General features: G+C 66.7%; 18 protein-coding genes. 12 read left to right on the plus strand and 6 right to left on the minus strand.

The genetic code is table 11. The annotated features are described in order from the left end of the window. Positions 1 to 60 precede the first annotated feature (60 nt). Positions 61 to 1,026, minus strand: a complete 966-nt coding sequence (locus ASE61_RS06635) for a TAXI family TRAP transporter solute-binding subunit (protein WP_061965960.1) — start codon at positions 1,024 to 1,026, stop codon at positions 61 to 63. Between the two features lie 207 nt (positions 1,027 to 1,233). Here ASE61_RS06635 and ASE61_RS06640 point away from each other — a divergent pair, with 207 nt between their 5' ends. The 7 genes from ASE61_RS06640 to ASE61_RS06670 all read left to right on the plus strand — a co-directional run bounded on the left by ASE61_RS06640 (position 1,234) and on the right by ASE61_RS06670 (position 8,042). After that, a complete protein-coding gene (locus tag ASE61_RS06640; protein WP_244492744.1) occupies positions 1,234 to 2,883 on the plus strand; it encodes a glucan biosynthesis protein in 1,650 nt (549 codons plus the stop codon). A 222-nt stretch (positions 2,884 to 3,105) separates the two neighbouring features. After that, positions 3,106 to 3,840: a zinc ABC transporter ATP-binding protein AztA gene (aztA, locus tag ASE61_RS06645; RefSeq protein ID WP_061965964.1), complete on the plus strand. Its 735-nt coding sequence runs from the start codon at positions 3,106 to 3,108 to the stop codon at positions 3,838 to 3,840. Positions 3,841 to 3,862: 22 nt separating this feature from the next. Further along, positions 3,863 to 4,738, plus strand: coding sequence for a metal ABC transporter permease (locus ASE61_RS06650; protein ID WP_061965966.1), 876 nt, complete (start codon positions 3,863 to 3,865; stop codon positions 4,736 to 4,738). Positions 4,739 to 4,772: 34 nt separating this feature from the next. Further along, positions 4,773 to 5,714 (plus strand): metal ABC transporter substrate-binding protein, encoded by a 942-nt coding sequence (locus tag ASE61_RS06655; RefSeq protein WP_061965968.1) that lies wholly within the window; start codon positions 4,773 to 4,775, stop codon positions 5,712 to 5,714. A gap of 46 nt (positions 5,715 to 5,760) precedes the next feature. After that, the gene (locus ASE61_RS06660) at positions 5,761 to 6,723 is read left to right on the plus strand and encodes a CobW family GTP-binding protein (protein ID WP_061965970.1); all 963 of its coding nucleotides are present in this window, start codon (positions 5,761 to 5,763) and stop codon (positions 6,721 to 6,723) included. A 14-nt stretch (positions 6,724 to 6,737) separates the two neighbouring features. After that, positions 6,738 to 7,748, plus strand: a complete 1,011-nt coding sequence (locus tag ASE61_RS06665; RefSeq protein WP_061965972.1) for a WD40 repeat domain-containing protein — start codon at positions 6,738 to 6,740, stop codon at positions 7,746 to 7,748. A 6-nt stretch (positions 7,749 to 7,754) separates the two neighbouring features. Next, complete coding sequence (locus ASE61_RS06670) at positions 7,755 to 8,042, plus strand: hypothetical protein (protein ID WP_061965974.1); 288 nt, start codon at positions 7,755 to 7,757, stop codon at positions 8,040 to 8,042. Here ASE61_RS06670 and ASE61_RS06675 read toward each other — a convergent pair. Both ASE61_RS06675 and ASE61_RS06680 read right to left on the minus strand, forming a co-directional pair. After that, on the minus strand, positions 8,039 to 8,863 hold the full coding sequence (locus tag ASE61_RS06675) for a flagellar motor protein MotB (protein ID WP_061965976.1): 825 nt from the start codon (positions 8,861 to 8,863) through the stop codon (positions 8,039 to 8,041). The two genes, ASE61_RS06670 and ASE61_RS06675, sit on opposite strands and share 4 nt — an antisense overlap. Before the next feature lie 15 nt (positions 8,864 to 8,878). After that, entirely contained in the window at positions 8,879 to 9,649 is a 771-nt protein-coding gene (locus tag ASE61_RS06680; RefSeq protein WP_061965977.1) for a motility protein A, read from the minus strand. 138 nt (positions 9,650 to 9,787) lie between these two features. Between ASE61_RS06680 and ASE61_RS06685 the strand changes: the two genes are divergently transcribed. The 3 genes from ASE61_RS06685 (at position 9,788) to ASE61_RS06695 (ending at position 13,135) form a co-directional block, all read left to right on the plus strand. Next, positions 9,788 to 11,605 (plus strand): glucan ABC transporter ATP-binding protein/ permease, encoded by a 1,818-nt coding sequence (locus ASE61_RS06685; RefSeq protein WP_061966078.1) that lies wholly within the window; start codon positions 9,788 to 9,790, stop codon positions 11,603 to 11,605. A 56-nt stretch (positions 11,606 to 11,661) separates the two neighbouring features. Then, positions 11,662 to 12,642 (plus strand): TRAP transporter substrate-binding protein, encoded by a 981-nt coding sequence (locus tag ASE61_RS06690; protein WP_061965978.1) that lies wholly within the window; start codon positions 11,662 to 11,664, stop codon positions 12,640 to 12,642. A gap of 157 nt (positions 12,643 to 12,799) precedes the next feature. Beyond that, entirely contained in the window at positions 12,800 to 13,135 is a 336-nt protein-coding gene (locus tag ASE61_RS06695) for a DUF1330 domain-containing protein (RefSeq protein ID WP_061966080.1), read from the plus strand. Positions 13,136 to 13,141: 6 nt separating this feature from the next. Here ASE61_RS06695 and aroB read toward each other — a convergent pair whose 3' ends face one another. Beyond that, entirely contained in the window at positions 13,142 to 14,281 is a 1,140-nt protein-coding gene (gene aroB / locus ASE61_RS06700) for a 3-dehydroquinate synthase (protein WP_244492745.1), read from the minus strand. Further along, positions 14,278 to 14,880 carry a shikimate kinase gene (locus ASE61_RS06705; protein ID WP_413813527.1) on the minus strand — a complete coding sequence of 201 codons (603 nt, stop codon included), beginning with the start codon at positions 14,878 to 14,880 and terminating at the stop codon, positions 14,278 to 14,280. Before ASE61_RS06705 ends, aroB begins: the two co-directional genes overlap by 4 nt. Positions 14,881 to 15,057: 177 nt before the next feature. On the opposite strand from ASE61_RS06705, the gene ASE61_RS06710 reads away from it, so the two are divergent. Next, positions 15,058 to 15,204: a hypothetical protein gene (locus ASE61_RS06710; RefSeq protein ID WP_061965984.1), complete on the plus strand. Its 147-nt coding sequence runs from the start codon at positions 15,058 to 15,060 to the stop codon at positions 15,202 to 15,204. Then, entirely contained in the window at positions 15,201 to 16,130 is a 930-nt protein-coding gene (locus tag ASE61_RS06715) for a site-specific tyrosine recombinase XerD (RefSeq protein WP_061965986.1), read from the plus strand. Before ASE61_RS06710 ends, ASE61_RS06715 begins: the two co-directional genes overlap by 4 nt. A gap of 6 nt (positions 16,131 to 16,136) precedes the next feature. Here the strand turns inward: ASE61_RS06715 and ASE61_RS06720 are convergent, their stop codons facing one another. After that, positions 16,137 to 16,835, minus strand: a complete 699-nt coding sequence (locus ASE61_RS06720) for a carbonic anhydrase (protein ID WP_061965988.1) — start codon at positions 16,833 to 16,835, stop codon at positions 16,137 to 16,139. Positions 16,836 to 16,838 lie beyond the last annotated feature (3 nt).

Raw genomic sequence — 16,838 nt, forward strand, 5'->3', positions numbered from 1 at the left:
CGGTCCCGAGTCTGCGCAGCAGCGTTACAGGCTGCAGCGCAGACTCGGGATGACACACGCTTACGAGCCGGTCTTCAGGCCCTTTTCCTTGAGATAGCGCGCGGCGCCCGGATGCAGCGGGACCGGCATGCCGTCGAGCGCCTTCTCCAGCTTGATCTCCTTGCCGGCCGCATGCGAGGCGGCCAGCTCGCCGAGATTCTCGAAGATCGCCTTCGTCATCTGGTAGACCAGCTCCTCCTTCACGCCCTCATGGGTGACGAGGTAGTTGACCACGGCAGCCGTGTTCACCGCCGCGCTCTGGCCGGTATAGGTATTGGCCGGGATCGGGGCGCTGATGAAGGGCGGGCCGGCCTTGTCGATGACGGCCTTCGGCACCTCGACGACATTGATCTCGACCGAGGTCGAGAGATCGCGCAGCGAGGCGACGCCGAGGCCCGCCGATTGCAGGGTGGCGTCGAGCTGGCGGTTCTTCATCAGCTCGACCGATTCGGCGAAGGGCAGGTACTCGATCTTGCCGAGATCCTTGTAGGTGATGCCGGCGGCGGCGAGGATCGCGCGGGCGTTGAGCTCGGTGCCGGATTTCGGCGCGCCGACCGAGAGGCGCTTGCCCTTGAGATCGGCCAGCGTCTTGATGCCGCTCTCCTTCGAGGCGACGATCTGGACGTAGTTCGGATAGATCGCGGTGACGCCGCGCAGCTTCTTCAGCGGCGCCTTGAAGCCGGCTTCCTCGTCGCCCTTCCAGGCGGCGTCGAGCGAATCGCCCAGCGTGAAGGCGATCTCGCCGCGGCCCTGCTGCAGCAGCACGAGATTCTCGACCGAGGCCTTGGTCGCCTGCACGGTCGGTCGGACGTTCTGGATCTTCTCGCCATAGATCTTCGAGAGCGCGACGCCCATCGGATAATAAACGCCGGAGGTGCCGCCGGTCAGGATGTTGATGAACTCCTGAGCGCTGGCGGTGACCGGCGCGGCGACCAGCGCAACGGCGGCGGCAAAGCCGGCAAGACGGCTGCAGAACTGTGCTTTCATGACATCTCCCTGAGGGTCGCTCCGGCTCATGCGGCCAGTTGTCGCGTTTTTAGAGCATGCTGAACCGGAAAGGGAAAGCGTTCGACAACAGGTGGCAGTCCGCCTTTAGCCCAAGGGCCGGACTGGTTTCGCCATGATCGGCTGCCTATCTCCGGTTTCGCACGGTCACTTCGCCATGGGCGGTCTGGCTGCGCTTCCGAGCAACGAATGACCAGGAACGACATGCAGGACCGCGCCGAGCAGGGTAGCAGCCAGGGGCTTCGCCTCGACCGACGGACTCTTCTCGCCGGTGCGGGCGCGACAGCGACGCTTGCCGCGCTCGGCTTTGCGCCGGAAGCCCTGGCGCAGCAGGGGCTCAAGCTCGGCGAAGCCAGGGAATTCAGCTTCGAAGCCCTGAAGGCGCGGGCGAAGGAGATGGCGGCCAAGCCCTATGAGGCGCCGCCGAATCCGCGGCCCGAGGTGATGCGGCGGATCGATTACGAGGCCCATGGCAAGATCCGGTTCAAGCCGGAAGCGGCGCTCTGGGCGAATGGTCCCTCGCCCTGGCCGGTGACCTTCTTCCATCTCGGCCGCTTCTTCCAGAAGCCGGTCAGGATGCATGTCGTCGATGACGGAAAGGCGCGCGAGATCGTCTACGACGCCAGCTATTTCGAGATGCCCGTCAGCTCGCCGGCGCGCGAACTCCCCGCCGGAGCGGGCTTCGCCGGCTTCCGCCTCCAGGAAAGCCGCAGCGGCCATCCCGGACGCAACGGCGAGGCGCTCGACTGGAAGACGAACGACTGGGTCGCCTTTCTCGGCGCCTCCTATTTCCGTGCCATCGGCGAACTCTATCAGTACGGCCTGTCGGCGCGCGGCGTCGCGATCGACCCGGCGGTCTCCGGCAAGGCCGAGGAATTCCCCGATTTCACCCATATCTGGCTGGAAACCCCGCAGGCGGGCGCCGAACATGTCGTGGTCCATGCGCTGCTTTCAGGGCCGAGCCTGGCCGGCGCCTATCGCTTCCGCATGCATCGCGGCAAGGGCGTCACCATGCAGATCGAGACCGCGCTCAATCTGCGCAAGGACGTCTCGCGGCTCGGTATCGCGCCGCTGACCTCGATGTTCTGGTATTCCGAGACGGTCAAGCAGACGGCGGTCGACTGGCGCCCCGAGGTGCATGATTCCGACGGGCTCGGGCTCTGGACCGGTTCGGGCGAGCGCGCCTGGCGCTCCCTGAACAATCCCCCGCACACCATGGCCTCGTCCTTCGTCGACAGCGACCCGCGCGGTTTCGGGCTGATGCAGCGCGACCGCGAGACCGGGCATTATCTCGACGGCGTGCATTACGAGCGCCGTCCGAGCCTTTGGGTCGAGACGGACGGGCAGTGGGGCAGGGGCTCGGTGCAACTCATCGAGATCCCGACCGACGATGAGATTCACGACAATATCGTGGCGATGTGGGTGCCGGAGGCGCCAGCCAAGGCCGGCAACGCCTATAATTTCCGCTACACGCTGCACTGGCTCTCCGACGAGCCCTTCCCGACGAAGCTGGGGCGGGTCGTCGCGATGCGGCTCGGCAATGGCGGCCAGCCGGGGACGGCGCGGCCGCGGGGCGTGCGCAAGTTCATGGTCGAGTTCCTCGGCCCGGCGCTGGAGGCGATCCCCTTCGGCACGAAGCCGGAGGTGGTGCTCTCGACCTCGCGCGGCAGCTTCTCCTATGTCTTCACCGAAGCGGTTCCGGACGACGTCTCCGGCCATTGGCGCGCCCAGTTCGACCTCACCGTCGCCGGCAGCGAGCCGGTCGAGATGCGCTGCTATCTCAAGGCGGGCGATACCGTGCTGACCGAGACCTGGCTCTACCAGTACCTGCCGTTCTGAGCGGGGACGGGCGCGGAATCGCGCTTGCCCCGGCGTGAGCGTAACATTATATCATTTCTTATGGCTCACGCGCACGCTCCTCACACGCATCGCGCCGCCTCGGAAGCTCCGGGGTGGTCGCTGCTGCGTCTGTCGGCGGGAACGCGCGTGGGATTGGCCGCTGTCGTCGTCGCCTTGCTCTGGCTGGCGACCCTGGCCGTGATCCTGTGATCGAGTAGCATCATGTCCGCCATCCGCCTGACCGACCTGACGCTGGGCTATGACCGCCATCCGGCGGTGCATCACCTCTCCGGCGAGATCGAGACCGGCAGTTTGACCGCCATCGTCGGGCCGAACGGCGCCGGCAAGTCGACCTTGCTCAAGGGCATTGCCGGGGCACTCGCGCCACTCTCGGGCGGCGTTGCGCTCGCCAGGGGCAAGCGGCTCGCCTATCTCCCGCAATCGGCCGATCTCGACCGCTCCTTCCCGATCCATGTCTATGATCTCGTCGCCATGGGCCTGTGGAATCGCGCCGGCATCTTCGGCCGGATCGGTGCGGGGGCCGCTCACAAGATCGAGCACGCCATTGCGGCCGTGGGACTCACAGGCTTCGAGCGCCGGCCGATCGGCACGCTCTCCGGTGGACAGATGCAGCGGGCGCTGTTCGCACGGCTCCTGCTGCAGGATGCCGACGTGATCCTGCTCGACGAGCCCTTCACCGCGATCGATGCCCGCACCACCGCCGATCTGCTGGAGCTGGTGCGGCGCTGGCATGGCGAGAGCCGCACGGTCGTGGCCGTGCTGCACGATATCGAGACGGTCAGGCAGGCCTTCCCGCAGACGCTGCTGCTGGCGCGCGAAGCCGTGGCCTGGGGCGAGACCGCGACCGTGCTGACGCCCGAGAACCTGCTGAAGGCGCGGCGCATGGTCGAGGCCTTCGACAGCCACGCCGTTCCCTGCCAGCGCGACGCCGCCTGATCCGCCCAAACAGGCCAAGCCGATGTTCTACGACCTTCTCATCGGCCCCTTCGCCGAATTCGACTTCATGCGCCGCGCGCTTGTCGGCGTGGTCGCGCTTTCCGTCTCGGGCGCGCCGATCGGCGTCTTCCTGATGCTCCGGCGGATGAGCCTGACCGGCGACGCCATGGCGCATGCCATCCTGCCCGGCGCGGCTCTGGGTTATCTCGTTGCGGGATTCTCGCTGCCGGCGATGACGATCGGTGGGCTCGCGGCCGGCTTCGCGGTGGCGCTGGCGGCAGGCGCGGTGGCGCGCGCGACCGTCCTCAAGGAAGACGCCTCGCTCGCCGCCTTCTACCTGATCTCGCTGGCGCTCGGCGTCACCATCGTCTCGCTCCGGGGCTCGGCGATCGACCTGCTGCATGTGCTGTTCGGCAATGTGCTGGCGCTCGACGACCAGGTGCTGATCCTGCTCGCCGGCGTCGCGACCGTGTCGCTCTTGTCGCTGGCGGCGCTCTATCGGCCATTGGTGCTGGAATGCGTCGATCCCGGCTTCCTGCGTTCGGTCAGCCGCTCGGGCGGCGTCGTCCACCTGACCTTCCTGGCGCTCGTCGTGCTCAATCTCGTCGCGGGTTTCCATGCGCTGGGGACCTTGCTTGCCGTCGGCATGATGATGTTGCCGGCTGCCGCGGCGCGTTTCTGGACGGCCGATATCACGCGCCTGCTGCTGCTCGCAGCCGGCTTCGGCATGGTCTCCGGCTATGCCGGGCTGGTCGTGTCCTATGCGGCGGGGTCGAGCCTGCCGGCGGGGCCGTCGATCATCCTCGCCGCGGGGGCGATCTATATCGGCTCGCTCCTGTTCGGCTCGCAGGACGGACTTGCACGACGCCTCTTGCCTCGCACCCATCTCCAGAGATAGAAACGTTATATCGTTACATATTCTGGAGTCGCCCATGCCCAACCGTCGCGCTTTCGTAGCTGGCCTCGCTTTCGGGCTTGCCGCAGTCGCCACGCCGTTCGGCGCTTTTGCGCAGGAGAAGCTGCCGGTCGTCGCGAGCTTCTCGATCCTCGGCGATTTCGCCCGGCAGATCGGCGGTGATCGCGTCAGCGTGATCACGCTGGTCGGGCCTGATGGCGACGCACATGTCTATTCGCCGACGCCCGCCGATGCGAAGGCGATGGCTGCGGCCAAGCTCGTCCTCGTCAACGGCCTGCATTTCGAGGGTTGGCTGCCGCGTCTCGTGAAGTCGTCCGGCACCAAGGCGACCATGGCCGAGGCGACGAAGGGCATCACCCCGCTCGAAGCCGATGACGACCATGACGACAAGGGCAAGGGCGGCCATGCGCATGCCCATGGCCATGACGATCCGCATGCCTGGCAGAGCGTCGCCAATGCAAAACTCTATGTCGCCAACATCAGGGATGCGCTGAGCGCAGCCGATCCGGCGGGCAAGGCGAGCTATGAGGCCAATGCCACGGCCTATCTCGCCGAGCTCGACAAACTCGAAGGCGAGGTGAAAGCCGCCATCGCCCGCATCCCGGCCGAGCGACGCAAGGCGATCACCACCCATGACGCCTTCGGCTATTTCGTGAAGGCCTATGGCATCGCCTTCGTCGCGCCGCAGGGCGTTTCGACCGAGGCCGAGGCTTCCGCCAGGGATGTCGCCCGCATCATCCGGCAGGTGAAGGCGCAGAAGATTCGGGCGGTCTTTCTCGAGAACGTCACCAATCCGCGCCTTGTCGAGCAGATCGCGCGTGAGAGCGGCGCCAAGGTCGGCGGCCGGCTCTATTCGGATGCGCTCTCGGCCGAGAGCGGGCCGGCGGGGACTTACATCCGGATGATGAAGCACAATATAAGCGAAATCGAAAAGGCGCTCGCCGCCGGCCCGGCCTGACCGGGCGGTGTCATCCTCGTCGCGTCGCAGTCATTCAGGTCAAGCCATGTCCGAGAAAATCCCCGTCACGGTGCTCACCGGCTATCTGGGCGCCGGCAAGACCACGCTCCTCAACCGCATCCTGACCGAGGACCACGGCAAGAAATTCGCCGTGATCGTCAACGAGTTCGGCGAGGCCGGCATCGATGGCGACCTCATCGTCGGCGCCGACGAGGAAATCTTCGAGATGAATAACGGCTGCATCTGCTGCACCGTGCGCGGCGACCTGATCCGCATTCTCGACGGCCTGATGAAGCGCAAGGGCAAGTTCGACGCGATCATCGTCGAGACCACCGGTCTCGCCGATCCCGCGCCGGTCGCCCAAACCTTTTTCGTCGACCAGGATGTCGGCGATGCCACCCGTCTCGACGCGGTCGTCACCGTGACCGACGCCAAGTGGCTGAAGGACCGGCTGAAGGATGCGCCGGAAGCGAAGAACCAGATCGCCTTCGCCGACGTCATCGTGCTCAACAAGACCGATCTGGTGACGGCGGAAGAGCTGGCGGATGTCGAGGCCGCGATCCGCGCCATCAACCCCTATGCCAAGCTGCACAAGGCCGAGCGCGCCAATGTCGATATCGCCGCGCTGCTCGACCGCAACGCCTTCGACCTCGACCGCATCCTCGATATCGAGCCGGATTTCCTCGAATCCGGGCATCATCATCACCATGCCGAGGACGTGCGCTCGATCTCGCTGACGGTGCCGGGCGATGTCGATCCCGAGAAATTCATGCCGTGGATCAACGACCTCACCCAGATCCAGGGGCCGAACATCCTGCGTTCCAAGGGCATTCTGGCCTTCAAGAACGAGCCGCGCCGCTTCGTCTTCCAGGGCGTACACATGATCCTGGACGGCGACCTGCAGCGCGACTGGAAGGATGGCGAGACGCGCGAGAGCCGCCTCGTCTTCATCGGGCGCGATCTCAACGAGAACGAATTGCGCAAGGGGTTTGAAGCCTGCGCGGCGTGAGTTAAAGCCGCGTCATGACAACGATGACCCCACCCGTCTCGCTGCGCGAGCATGTCACCCCGATTGCCGCGGAGACGCATGTCGTCGCGGTCCGCTGGCTGAAGCAAGGGCTCGTGCTGGCGCTGGCCGACGGGCGCGTGCTGCGCTGGCGCGACGGCGCCGTCGTGGACGGCGTCGAGGCCCATGCCGGCGGCATCCTTTGCGCCACCGGCGACGGCGAACGCCTGATCACCGGCGGCGATGACGGACGCGTCGTCGCCACCCGTTTCGAGGGTGAGCCGGAGGAGTTGGCGAAGGACCAGAAGCGCCGCTGGATCGATGCGATCACGCTGTCGCCCTCGGGCAATCTCGCCTGGAATACCGGCAAGACCGTGCAGGCCCGCGACGAGAAGGGCCGCATCCGCACGCTGGATGCCGCGAGCACGCCGCAGGGCCTCGTCTTCGCGCCGAAGGGCTATCGCCTCGCCATCGCCCAGATGAACGGCGTTTCGCTCTGGTATCCGAACACCGAGGCGAAGCCGGAATTCCTGGAATGGAAGGGCTCGCATATCGACGTCGTCTGGTCGCCCGACGGGCGTTTCGTGGTTTCCTCGATGCAGGAGAACGCGCTGCATGGCTGGAAGCTCGGCGACAAGCCCGGCCATATGCGGATGACCGGCTATCCGGCCAAGCCGCGCTCGCTGTCCTGGTCGCATGACGGGCTCTGGCTCGCCTCCAGCGGCGCGGATGGCGCGATCGTCTGGCCGTTCCAGGGCGACGGGCCGCAGGGCAAGGCGCCGCGCGAATGCGGCGTGCGCCATGCCCGCGTCACCCGCGTCGCCTTCCATCCTGGCGCGCTGGTGCTGGCGATCGGCTATGATGACGGCTGCATCCTGATGGTCCGCCTGACCGACGGTTCCGAATTGCTGGTGCGGCCGGCGCTGCGCGACAGCGGCATCAGCGCTTTCGCCTGGGACAAGGCCGGCAAGCGGCTCGCCTTCGGCGCCGAGGATGGCGCGGCCGGCGTGCTGACGCTGCCGAACTGAGCGGCGATGCGCTTCGGGCTCTTCGGCAAGGCTGAGACCCGCAAGAGCGGCGACGCGAAGGCCGAAGCCAAGGCTGCGGCCGAACGATTGAAGGTGCAGGTCAGGGAGCATCTCGGCCTGTCCGAGACGGCGGCGATCGCCGTCAACGAGATCATCTGCGCCGATCCTGCCTGCCCGGGCAGCGAGACGGTGATCCTGGTGATGAAGCCTGGCGAAAAGACCCGCGCCTACAAATTGCAGATGGCGATGGCCGAGGTCACGGCGGAGGCGCTGGCCGACGCTTTGCGTGCTTAAGGCCTGAAGCCGTTCGGCAGAGCGGGCGCCTCGGCCTTGAGCACGATCCCGACCCGGCGATTATAGGGCAGATAGGGATTGTCCTTGATCAGCGGCTCGGTGTCGCCGCGGCCGGTAACGGAGAGGAAGCGCTCGTTCGGGACGCCGGCATTGGCGAGGATCTCGCGCACGGCACTGGCGCGGGCGATGGAGAGGCCCCAGAGGTCGCCCTCGGGTGCTTCTCCCGGTCTCGGCGTGGCGCTGTGGCCGGAGATGGCGATCTTGTTGGGCATCTGGCGCAGCGTCGGGGCGACGGCGGCCAGCACCTTGCGCATGCGCTCGTTCGGCTGGGCCGAGCCCTCCGCGAACATCGAGCGGCCTTCCTGGTCGACGAGCTGGATGTCTATGCCAGCTTCCGAGACCTCGACCAACACGTTGCGCGAAATCTCGGCAATCTCCGGCATGTCGCGCAGGGCCTGCCTGAGCGAGGCGGCGGCGAGCGCGAAGCCACGGTCGAAGGTCGCCGACATCAGCCCGTCGTCCTTCTGGTTGTGCTGGCTCGGGCCGGGCGTGTCGGTCGCGTCCTCCAGCGGGCGGATATGGGCGTTCTTGATGTGGCTCTTGGTCGGGATGCCGTCGCGCTCGACGATGCCGGCGAGGCGGACGTCCGTCTGCGTGCCGAAGGCTTCGCGCATCGAGCCGGCGACGATCTGGAGCTTCTGCTTGTCCTGGCTCGAATAGGCGGCGACCATGACGAAGAACGCCATCAGCAGCGCCATCAGGTCGGCGAAGGTCACGAACCAGCCGTGACCGCCGTGTCCCCCGCGTTTTTTCTTGGCCATGGCCCTAGGCCCCGATCATGCCGCTTCGACCATTTCGGCGCGGTGATGGTCGGGCAGATAGGCGAGCAGCATCTCACGAACCAGCGTCGGGCTCTTGGCGTCGCGCATCTGCAATACGCCGTCGATGATCAAGGTGCGGGAGATTTCCTCCTCCTCGAGCTTGATATGCAGCTTGTCGGCGATCGGCAGCGTGAACATGTTGGCGACCATCGCGCCGTAGAGCGTCGCCAGCAGGGCTGTCGCCATGGCCGGGCCGAGCCTCGATGGGTCCGACATGTTGGCGAACATCGTCACCATGCCAAGGATCGTGCCGATCATGCCCCAGGCCGGGGCGCAGTCGCCGATGGCGCGATAGACCTTGGAGCCTTCGTCGAGCCGCTGCAGGAAATTGTCGCGGTCGCGCTCCATCGTGTCGCGGATGAAATCCTTGTCGTAGCCGTCAGCGATATAGCGCAGGCCCTGGGCCAGGAACGGGTCGGAGACCTCTACGCTCTCGAGGGCGACGGGGCCGCTCTTGCGGGCGATCTCGGCGACGCGGGTGATCTCGTCGATCAGCTCGCGCGGATGGATCGAACGCATCGTGAAGGCGAAGCGGACACCCATCGGCAGGCCATGCGCGATCACCGAGAAGGGAAAACGCAGCATCGTGGCCGCGCTCGCGCCGCCGAAGATGATGATTGCCGCGTGCTTGTCCCAATAGGCGGCAAAATTGCCGCCATCGATCATGATCAGCGCGACGATCGTCGCGATGCCACCCAGAATACCTGCGCCGGTGGCGAGATCCATGACAACATCCTGATCCACGCGATGCTCCGGAGCGCGGGCCGGGCTTTCGCAGTGCGTAAACCATAAGAGGTGTGGGTTGAACGAAGCGTTAAGGTTGACCGCTTGCCCGGCGCGCCGGTTTCGCTAAAGCTCGGCGCGATGTCTCTGCTCTCGCTCTATGCCCGCGTCCTCGGCGAACTCGGCCCGGAAAAACGGCTGGGTATCATCCTGGCGCTCGCCAATATCGTGCTGGCGGCGGTCGCCTTCGCCGAGCCTATGCTGTTCGGCGCGCTGATCGACCGGTTGACCACGATCCAGGTTTCGGGCGGGACCCTGACATGGGCCAGCATCAACCTGCTGATCGTCGCCTGGGTCGGTTTCGGCCTCGCCAATATCGCGCTCGGCGTCTTCGTCGCGCTGCATGCCGACAGGCTCGCCCACCGCGCGCGCCTGACGGTGATGGCCGAATATTTCGAGCATGCACTGACCCTGCCGCTCGCCTACCATACCCAGACCCATTCCGGCCGCGTGCTCAAGGTGATGCTCGACGGCACCAATGCGATGTGGGGGCTGTGGCTGTCCTTCTTCCGCGAGCATTGCGCCTCGGCCGTCGCACTGTTCGTGCTCCTGCCCTTCACGATCTGGAAGAACTGGCAGCTCGGGCTGCTGCTGGTCGCGCTCGTCGTGCTGTTCGGTTCGCTCACCGCCTTCGTGCTGCGCAAGACCGATCGCTTGCAGAGCAATGTCGAGGCCTATCATTCGAATCTGGCGGAACGGGCTTCCGACGCGCTCGGCAACGTACCGGTGATCCAGAGCTTCACCCGCATCGAGGCGGAGGTGCGCGGCCTGCGCTTGACCATCGCCAATGTGCTGGCCGCGCAATTGCCGGTGCTGTCCTGGTGGGCGGTGGCCAATGTCGCGACGCGCGCGTCGGCAACGCTGACCGTGCTCCTGATCTTTATCGTCGGCACCTGGCTCCTGATGCACGGCCAGACCACGGTCGGCGAGATCGTCACCTTCATGGGCTTCGCCACGATGCTGGTCGGGCGCCTCGAACAGATCGTCGGCTTCGTGAATTTCATCTTCATGCAGGCGCCGAAGATGCGGGAGTTCTTCGAGGTGCTCGACACGCTGCCGAGCGTGCGCGACCTGCCCAATGCCAAGGACCCCGGCCGGCTCGAGGGCGCCGTCGCCTTCGAGGACGTCTCGTTCTCCTATGACGGCAAGCGCGCCGCGGTGCGCGACGTCTCCTTCACCGTGAAGCCCGGCGAGACGATCGCCGTCGTCGGCTCGACCGGCTCGGGCAAGTCGACGACGCTGGGCCTGCTGCACCGCGCCTTTGATCCGCAATCAGGGCGGATCACCGTCGACGGCATGGATATCCGCGAGATCTCGCTGCTCTCGCTCCGGCGCAATATCGGCGTCGTCTTCCAGGAGCCGATGCTGTTCGCCCGCTCGATCCGCGAGAACCTGCTGGTCGGCAAGCCGGATGCGACCGATGCCGAGATGATGCAGGCGCTGGAACGTGCCCAGGCGGCCGAAGTGATGGCGCGCCAGGTCGACGGGCTCGACACGCTGGTCGGCGAGCGCGGCCGCACGCTCTCCGGCGGCGAGCGCCAACGCTTCTCGATCGCCCGCGCGCTGCTCAAGAACCCGCCGGTGCTGATCCTCGACGAAGCCACCTCCGCGCTCGACGCGGCGACCGAGGTCAAGCTGCAGAAGGCGCTGGAGGAGGTGATGAAGGACCGCACGACCTTCGTCATCGCGCATCGCCTCGCGACGATCCGCAATGCCGACCGCATCCTCGTCTTCGAGCAGGGGCAGGTCGAGGAAATGGGCACCTTCGACGAGCTCGTCGCCAAGGGCGGGCGCTTCGCGGCGCTGGCGCGGGCGCAGTATCTGGTGGCGGACAAGCCGGCCTCCGAGTCGATCGCCGAAGTCCCGAGCCCGCTGGCGCAGAAATTGCGGGCGGATTGACGGGCCCCCGCCCTTCTTGCTGGAATGCTCCGGCAAAGCACCAGAGGGGAATTGTCATGCGATGGCTGGCCGCCGGTTTCCTCGTTACGAGTCTCGTCTTCGGCGCAGGGGCGGCGCTGGCGCAGACCAGCTGGGAGATGCCGACCGAATATCCGGAGACCGCGATCCCCGGAGAAGGGGTCGCGAGTTTCGCCAGGCTGGTCAATGAACGGGCTGGCGGGCGCCTGACGATCAACCCGAGCTTCGACGCCAAGCGCGGCATCAAGTCGGCGCAGATGATCGCAGCCGTGCAGAAGGGCGAGGTCGCAGCCGGCGATGCCTTCGCCGGTGCGCTCGGCGCGGTCGACCCGCTGTTTGGCCTGTCCTCGCTGCCTTTCCTCGCGACCTCGATCGCCGACGCGCGCCGCCTGACCGATCTGGCGCGGCCCGCCTACGCGAAGAAGCTTGCAGGATTCGGGCAGAAGATCCTCTACACGACGCCCTGGCCGGCCTCGGGCATCTGGTCGAAGGCGCCGCTCGATTCGGCCGCCGCCCTGCAGGGCCTGTCGATCCGGACCTATGACGCGACTTCGACCGCCGTGATGAACGCGGCTGGTGCCAAGGCGGCCAACCTCTCCTTCGCCGATGCCATGCCCAAGGTAAAGGACGGCTCGGTCGTCGCCGTGCTCTCCTCCGGCGATGGCGGGGCAGGGCGCAATCTCTGGGATTTTCTGCCGAATTTCACCGAGGTGAACTACGCGATGCCGATCTCGCTCGCGACGGTCAATCTCGCGGCTTACGAGGCGCTGCCGGCCGATCTCCGACAGATCGTGGATGCGGCGGCGAAGGAGACGGAAGCGCGGCAATGGACGGCGATCCGCACGCGGCTCGATGAAAATTACGCACGGATGCGAGCAAACAAGGTCGCGATCCGGGCCGAGGTGCCGCCGGACGTGGCCCAGGCACTGGCCAAGGCCGGGCGGGGCGCCGTGGAGGACTGGCGGCACCGGGTCGGCCCGGACGGGGCGGCCCTGCTCGACCAGTACGAGAAAAAATAGGGCGCGATCGGGGGGCGATCGCCGCAACCGAGGGGGCCTGTCGCGGCAAGTCCCCGGAGCTGCACGATTACCCCGGTGGTAATCGACCTCATGCGCTGGAGTCGCCATGGTCCTCCGCAACGAACGGCCTCCCGGCCGCCAGATGCAGGAGAGAACCATGACCGCCTATGCCATCGCCCATCTCCAGGATGTCCGCCTCGGCGCCGAGATCATCGACTACATCGCGCGCATCGACGGGACGCTCGCACCCTATGACGGGCACTTCCTGATCCATGGCGCGACGCCGGAGATCGTCGAGGGGCCGTGGCCCGGCGATCTCGTGATCATCGCCTTCCCCGACATGGAGCGGGCGCGCGCCTGGTACGATTCGCCGGCCTATCGCGCGATCCTGCCGCTGCGGACGGAAAATTCGCGCGGTGTGACGATGCTCGTGAAGGGCGTGGAGCCCGGTTATCGCGCCGCCGACTTCCTGGCGAAGATCGGTGTTGCCTGAACCGGCTCAGGCGGCGAGTTCCGCTTCGACGAAGGCGCGCACCTCATCGGCCGCGACGCCCGGCGCGATGAAGCTCTTGCCGATGCCGCGAGCGAGGATGAAGGTCAGAACGCCGCGCTTGACCTTCTTGTCCTGCGCCATGGCGTTGACGATCTCCTCGGCGCTGCCGGCTCCGCCCGGCACCTGCTGCAACCGGCTGGGCAGACCGACATGGTCGAGATGGCGCGAGACGCGGCCGGAATCCTGTCCCGAGCACAGGCCGAGACGCTGCGAGAAGCGGAAAGCCAATGCCAGGCCGATGGCGACGGCCTCGCCATGGACGAGGCGGGCGGAATCGTAATTCGTCAGCCGCTCCAGCGCATGGGCGAAGGTGTGGCCGAGATTGAGCAGGGCGCGGTCGCCTTCCTCGCGTTCGTCGCGGGCGACGATGGCGGCCTTGGCGCGGCAGGAGATGGCGACGGCGTGGTCGCGTTCCGGGCCGCCGGCGATGACGCGGCTCCAGTTCACCTCGCACCAGTCGAAGAAGGCGGGATCGTCGATCAGCCCGTATTTCACGACCTCGGCATAGCCGGCCTTGAACTCGCGCTCGCTCAGCGTGTCCAGCAGGGCGGTATCGGCGATGACCAAAGCCGGCTGATGGAAGGCGCCGATCAGGTTCTTGCCGTGCGGCGAGTTGATGCCGGTCTTGCCGCCGACCGAGGAATCGACCTGGGAGAGCAGGGTGGTGGGCACCTGCACGAAGCGCACGCCGCGCCGCAGAACCGCCGCGGCGAAGCCGGTGAGATCGCCGACGACGCCGCCGCCGAAGGCGATGACGAGGTCGTTGCGCTCGATCTTCGCCGCCAGCAGCGCATCGCAGAGCGCAACGAACTGGGGATAGGATTTCGACGCCTCTCCCGGCGGGATGGTGATGCGGGTCGCGGCGATGCCTTCCTGCTGCAGACAGGTCTCGAAAGCCGCGCCATGCAGGGCGGCGACGCTCTCGTCGGTGACGATGGCGGCCTTGGCGCCGGGCGCGAAGGCGGCGATCAGGGCGGCCGCCTCGCAGAGCTGGTGGCGACCGATATGGATATCGTAGCCACGGCCTTCGAGCGCGACGGGGACGACGATGCGGGCGCCGGTCTTGTCGGACATGGTGGCGTTCATGATGCTGTCGCTCCGGCTACCGGCCCGAGATAGTCGCCCAATGCGGCGATGGTTTCGCCGACCACGACTTCGTGAGGCTCGTCGCTCGACAGGATGGTGATGTCGGCGAGCGCATAGACCGGCTCGCGCTCAGCCAGCATCCGGCGCAAGGTCGCTTCCGGGTCGGCGGTCTGGAGCAAGGGCCGGTTCGAGCGCTTGCGGACGCGGCGCATCAGCACGTCGGGCTCGGCTTTGAGCCAGACCGAGATGCCGAGTTCCTTCACGCGCTCGCGCGTCTCGGCATTCATGAAGGCGCCGCCGCCGGTCGCCAGCACGAGCGGGGCGCGGGTGGTCAGGACGCGGCTGATGACCCGGCGTTCGCCCTCGCGGAACTCGGCCTCGCCGCGCTGTGCGAAGATCTCCGGGATCGTCATATGCGCGGCCGTCTCGATCTCGGTATCGGCATCGACGAAGGGCAGGCCGAGGCGCGCCGCCAGCCGGCGGCCGACGGAGCTCTTGCCGGACCCCATCATGCCGACGAGCACGATGGCCCGCGCGCCGAGAATGGCGCGGAGATCGGTCGTTTCGGAGGCAGCGATGGAAGCGGCGGCGGTCATGATACCTTTCAATCCTCGGCACGGCTGTAGCACCGGCCGGCCGCTGCGTCATGCCCCTGTCACGCGCTTTGCACGAGGCTGTGGCCCGCCGGCCCTTGCGCGGCGCGGTTGCGATCGGGGATAATCAAATCGGGTGCCGGGATCGCGCGCACTCCAAGCGATTGCGAGAGTCCGCCCGACGTGCCGACGCTGTTCCGTTTCCTGGCTTTCATCGCGATCATCGCCGGGCTGATCTTCGGGGGCATGGTCGCGCTCGTCACCTTCGTTCAGCCGGTTCAGCGCGAGATGGTCGAGATCGTACCGCCTGCCAAACTACAGCCGAAATGAGCCGGCTGGGGCGCCAGCGGCTGAATGCCTTCCTCGACATGCTGGCGGCCGAGCGCGGCGCGGCGCGCAACACGCTCGACGCCTATGAGCGCGACATTACAGATTATCTCGAATTCCTCGGCGGCAAGGCGCCGGGCGACGCCCTGCCTGGGGATATCCGCGGCTGGCTTGCCGATCTCGCGGCGCGCGGACTCAAGGCTTCCTCCGCGGCACGCCGGCTCTCGGCCGTGCGGCAGTTCCATCGCTTCCTCTATACGGAGGGGCTGGCCGGCACCGACCCTTCGGCCGCGATCGCCGGGCCGCGACTCGGCCGCCCCCTGCCCAAAGTGGTGACGGTCGCGGATGTCGACCGCCTGCTGGAAGCCGCGCGGGCCGCTTGCGAGCGGGAGGGGATAACGAAGGCCGTGCGGCTCAAGGCCCTGCGCATGCGCTGCCTGGTCGAGATGCTTTATGCCACGGGCTTGCGTGTCTCGGAACTGATTGCGCTGCCCTTATCGGCCGCGACGACGCGTGAGCGCTTCCTGATCGTGCGCGGCAAGGGCGACAAGGAGCGTCTGGTGCCGCTGAACGACGCGGCGCGACAGGCTGCGCGTGACTGGCTGGCTGCCTTGAAAGAGGCCGGAGAGGTGGAGGGGCGCTGGCTCTTCCCCTCGGACGGCGAGAGCGGGTATCTGACCCGTCAGGTCTTCGCCAGGGATCTCAAGTCGCTGGCCGGGGCGGCGAGGCTCTCAGTTGCGAGCTTAAGCCCGCATGTGCTCCGCCACGCCTTTGCCAGCCATCTCCTGCAGAACGGCGCCGATCTCAGGGTCGTGCAGGAATTGCTGGGGCATGCCGACATCGCGACGACACAGATCTACACCCATGTCCTCGACGAGCGGCTGAAGAGCATGGTCCGCGATCTCCATCCCCTTGCGGATGGAGAATGAGGCGCCTCAGGCCTCGGAACAGCGGATCTGCTGGACGCGCTTGGGCATCTCGCCGACGGCCGGGATGAACTGGCCGGTCGCGGGGTCGAGGATCATCAGCACACCGGTGGCGACGGCGAAATAAGCGCCGTGCAGGTGCAGTCGGCCCTTGCTCTCGAGGATCTGCACGCAAGGGAAGGTGCGGAGATTGGCGAGCGATTGCTGGACGGAGGCCAGCTCCAGCCGCTGCAGATAGTCGTCGAAGCTCTCATGGCGACCCCGTCCGCCGGTGCGCTCGGCCGCCGGGCCGATCAGGGTGATCCATTTCCCGATGAAGTCGCCCGGCGAGAGCGCCTGCTGGCTGTCATCGGCGAAGGCGCGGATGCCGCCGCAGCGGCCATGGCCGAGCACGACGATGTGCTGCACCTTGAGCGCCTGGATGGCGTATTCGAGCGCAGCCGAGGTGCCGTGGAGCTGATCGTCCGGCTGGAAGGGCGGGATCAGATTGGCGATGTTGCGCGCGACGAACATCTCGCCGGGGCGCGCATCGAAGATGACTTCCGGCGAAACGCGCGAGTCGCAGCAGCCGATGAGCATGATCTCCGGCGTCTGGCCGTGTTCGCCGAGTTCTTCATAGCGGCTCTGCTCGCGGATGAAACGATCGTCGAGGAAGGAGCGATAGCCTTCCGTCAGGCGCTGCGGGAATGGCTCTGCAGGCTTTTCCATGGA

The organism is Allobosea sp. Root670, from assembly GCF_001429415.1.
GTDB classification, from domain to species: Bacteria; Pseudomonadota; Alphaproteobacteria; order Rhizobiales; family Beijerinckiaceae; genus Allobosea; species Allobosea robiniae.

Coding starts and splice junctions, on each gene's coding strand:
- ASE61_RS06650 (WP_061965966.1), top strand. CDS start 3,863: ATGTTCTACGACCTTCTCATCGGCCCCTTCGCCGAATTCGACTTCATG.
- ASE61_RS06680 (WP_061965977.1), bottom strand. CDS start 9,649: ATGGATCTCGCCACCGGCGCAGGTATTCTGGGTGGCATCGCGACGATC.
- ASE61_RS06670 (WP_061965974.1), top strand. CDS start 7,755: ATGCGCTTCGGGCTCTTCGGCAAGGCTGAGACCCGCAAGAGCGGCGAC.
- ASE61_RS06665 (WP_061965972.1), top strand. CDS start 6,738: ATGACAACGATGACCCCACCCGTCTCGCTGCGCGAGCATGTCACCCCG.
- aroB (WP_244492745.1), bottom strand. CDS start 14,281: ATGAACGCCACCATGTCCGACAAGACCGGCGCCCGCATCGTCGTCCCC.
- ASE61_RS06685 (WP_061966078.1), top strand. CDS start 9,788: ATGTCTCTGCTCTCGCTCTATGCCCGCGTCCTCGGCGAACTCGGCCCG.
- ASE61_RS06675 (WP_061965976.1), bottom strand. CDS start 8,863: ATGGCCAAGAAAAAACGCGGGGGACACGGCGGTCACGGCTGGTTCGTG.
- ASE61_RS06660 (WP_061965970.1), top strand. CDS start 5,761: ATGTCCGAGAAAATCCCCGTCACGGTGCTCACCGGCTATCTGGGCGCC.
- ASE61_RS06635 (WP_061965960.1), bottom strand. CDS start 1,026: ATGAAAGCACAGTTCTGCAGCCGTCTTGCCGGCTTTGCCGCCGCCGTT.
- ASE61_RS06715 (WP_061965986.1), top strand. CDS start 15,201: ATGAGCCGGCTGGGGCGCCAGCGGCTGAATGCCTTCCTCGACATGCTG.
- ASE61_RS06720 (WP_061965988.1), bottom strand. CDS start 16,835: ATGGAAAAGCCTGCAGAGCCATTCCCGCAGCGCCTGACGGAAGGCTAT.
- aztA (WP_061965964.1), top strand. CDS start 3,106: ATGTCCGCCATCCGCCTGACCGACCTGACGCTGGGCTATGACCGCCAT.
- ASE61_RS06690 (WP_061965978.1), top strand. CDS start 11,662: ATGCGATGGCTGGCCGCCGGTTTCCTCGTTACGAGTCTCGTCTTCGGC.
- ASE61_RS06695 (WP_061966080.1), top strand. CDS start 12,800: ATGACCGCCTATGCCATCGCCCATCTCCAGGATGTCCGCCTCGGCGCC.
- ASE61_RS06640 (WP_244492744.1), top strand. CDS start 1,234: ATGACCAGGAACGACATGCAGGACCGCGCCGAGCAGGGTAGCAGCCAG.
- ASE61_RS06655 (WP_061965968.1), top strand. CDS start 4,773: ATGCCCAACCGTCGCGCTTTCGTAGCTGGCCTCGCTTTCGGGCTTGCC.